Consider the following 2,090-nt stretch of genomic DNA (forward strand, 5'->3'; position numbering starts at 1 on the left):
ATCTTTTTTCTTCTTTGCTCATACAGCAAAGCTAGAAACAACATAACACTATTCATAGACGTGGACCATAGGGTGGATACGATATGTTCAATAAATTTTATTTATTCATTCACAGTTCTTTAAATGTTAAACAAAGATAACAACCACTTTCTTAAAATACAAATTTTAACAATAAAAGAAAGTAAAAACAATTAGCATTGATTGCCGGTGCTTTCTGCCCTAATTTTAGGAAAAAACACGAGAGTGGCGAAAGAAAAAGACATTACTCCATCCAATGAACTAGGTGCTTATTTAATGAGCAAAGATATATCTGACATTGTTATATATTCTAAAACCAACATAGCACCTTCTGATTTAAGCAAATTGAAAAGCGGCAGAACAAAACGCTTGGCCGCTATAAAGTTATATTTGATAAGCCTGGCTGTAGGAGACTCAATTAGTGACACCATAAAAGCAGTTTATCCAGACCTTGACCTTATACCAAGTGACGAACAAAAAAGATATTATAGTGATATAACAAAGAACCGGACAGAGTTAGGTAAATATCTAGCTAACTATGAAAGAGTGGAAAATACCAAAGAAGATATATCTACTAAAACAGGGATTGAAGTAGTTAGACTTAAATACCTCACCGAAAACACGGACGACCATAGTTTGCAGAAAAAAAGAAACCCTGTATTGCAAGCGTTTGAATTAATATTGATCGAAAAAGCATTAGAAAAGGAACGGGGTGAAATTTTTAAGCATCTTTTTAAAGACGTGAAAATAAACACCGCGGAATTGCAAGAAAAGTTACTGGAAGAGGAAAGGCGAAAAAATGCTCTAAAACGTAAAAAGAATTAATCTATTTATGAAAAAACGTTGCCTATGCCTCTTCCTATTTTGCCAAACTTACATCGCTATCTGCCAGACCGTTCTAGTGGGCAAAGTCGTACGGATAGCCGACGGGGACACTATTACGATCCTAGACCGCAATAATAAACAGATCAGGGTTCGGTTTTATGGTATCGACTGTCCCGAAAGCCACCAAGACTATGGCAGCGTAGCAAGAAAATTTACTGCTGATCACTGCTTCAAAAAAACAGTAGAAGTGGAAGTAAAGGACGTTGATCGCTATGGTAGAACTGTTGGTATGGTAATTCTGTCAGACGGCACTAACCTAAACAAAGAATTGCTAAAAGCTGGGCTCGCCTGGCATTACACCTATTTCGATAAATCTCAGGAGTTTGCTGCCTTAGAAGACTACGCTGAAACCAATTTTCACATTATTAAAATTGGTCACGATAGTGCTTAAGCATGTGATATTTTTACTTTGGAATAAAAAACAACACTCATATTATCCATTGGTTTCACTATATTTGAACTCAGTAAGTTAGTCTAAAACGTTAATCGGCTATTATTCGAGATCCTTACTAGGTAAATATAACTTTTGAAGATCTATCCAAAAGGTCAAAATTCGATTCGGAGTTATAATGAGCTGTTTTCAAATAAAAAAACGCTCACTTCGCCTCTTATAAAAAATTGCTGAAATTTACAAAAAGAAAGAAAAATGAACGTTGACTATATAACATTGCTTAAAGAAATAGAGTTTTATCTTGTTAACAGCAGAAGCGAAAGCGCAGCCTTTTTGATGTGGTATCTTGAAAAATACTATCGGTTAGATAAAGAGGAAGCAATAGATTCTATCTGTGATAATAATGGGGACAAGGGAGTAGATGGTATATATATAAATGAGGCGCTAGGAACTATAGATATATTTCAATCAAAAATATCTCAGTCATCAAAAAAGACAATTGGAGATACCATATTAAAGGAGTTTTACGGCACCCTTTGTCAATTTGAATCGAAAGAAAAGATTCAAAATTTGATCGACTCTGCCGGCAAAGCAGAGGTAGCATCATTGATTAAACGGCTAGATTTATTGGAAAAAATAGACGCATATAAAATACGAGGAATTTTCGTTGCGAACATTAACCTTTCAACTGATGGCACTAACTATCTTAAAAACAGGTGTAAGCGGTAATTACTACTGCACAGAAAATGGGAAATAAGAATACACCAAAATTGGCAACAAGAGTGCACACTAAAAA

Annotated in this window: 3 protein-coding genes; all 3 read left to right on the forward strand. The window is 34.9% G+C overall.

Annotation, left to right across the window (positions count from 1 at the left end; all coding sequences use genetic code 11):
* The first annotated feature begins 243 nt into the window (after window positions 1-243).
* The 3 genes from EPX21_RS19465 (at window position 244) to EPX21_RS19475 (ending at window position 2,023) form a co-directional block, all read left to right on the forward strand.
* Complete coding sequence (locus EPX21_RS19465; RefSeq protein WP_134091333.1) at window positions 244-843, forward strand: hypothetical protein; 600 nt, start codon at window positions 244-246, stop codon at window positions 841-843.
* Between the two features lie 7 nt (window positions 844-850).
* Window positions 851-1,294, forward strand: coding sequence for a thermonuclease family protein (locus tag EPX21_RS19470; RefSeq protein ID WP_134091334.1), 444 nt, complete (start codon window positions 851-853; stop codon window positions 1,292-1,294).
* A 255-nt stretch (window positions 1,295-1,549) separates the two neighbouring features.
* Entirely contained in the window at window positions 1,550-2,023 is a 474-nt protein-coding gene (locus EPX21_RS19475; protein ID WP_134091335.1) for a hypothetical protein, read from the forward strand.
* Window positions 2,024-2,090: the final 67 nt, after the last annotated feature.

Origin of the sequence: Olivibacter sp. XZL3 (assembly GCF_004368405.1) — a bacterium.
Classification (GTDB): domain Bacteria; phylum Bacteroidota; class Bacteroidia; order Sphingobacteriales; family Sphingobacteriaceae; genus Olivibacter.

Excerpts from the sequence above, each read along its gene's own strand:
- EPX21_RS19475 (WP_134091335.1), top strand. The coding sequence starts at position 1,550 with ATGAACGTTGACTATATAACATTGCTTAAAGAAATAGAGTTTTATCTT.
- EPX21_RS19470 (WP_134091334.1), top strand. The coding sequence starts at position 851 with ATGAAAAAACGTTGCCTATGCCTCTTCCTATTTTGCCAAACTTACATC.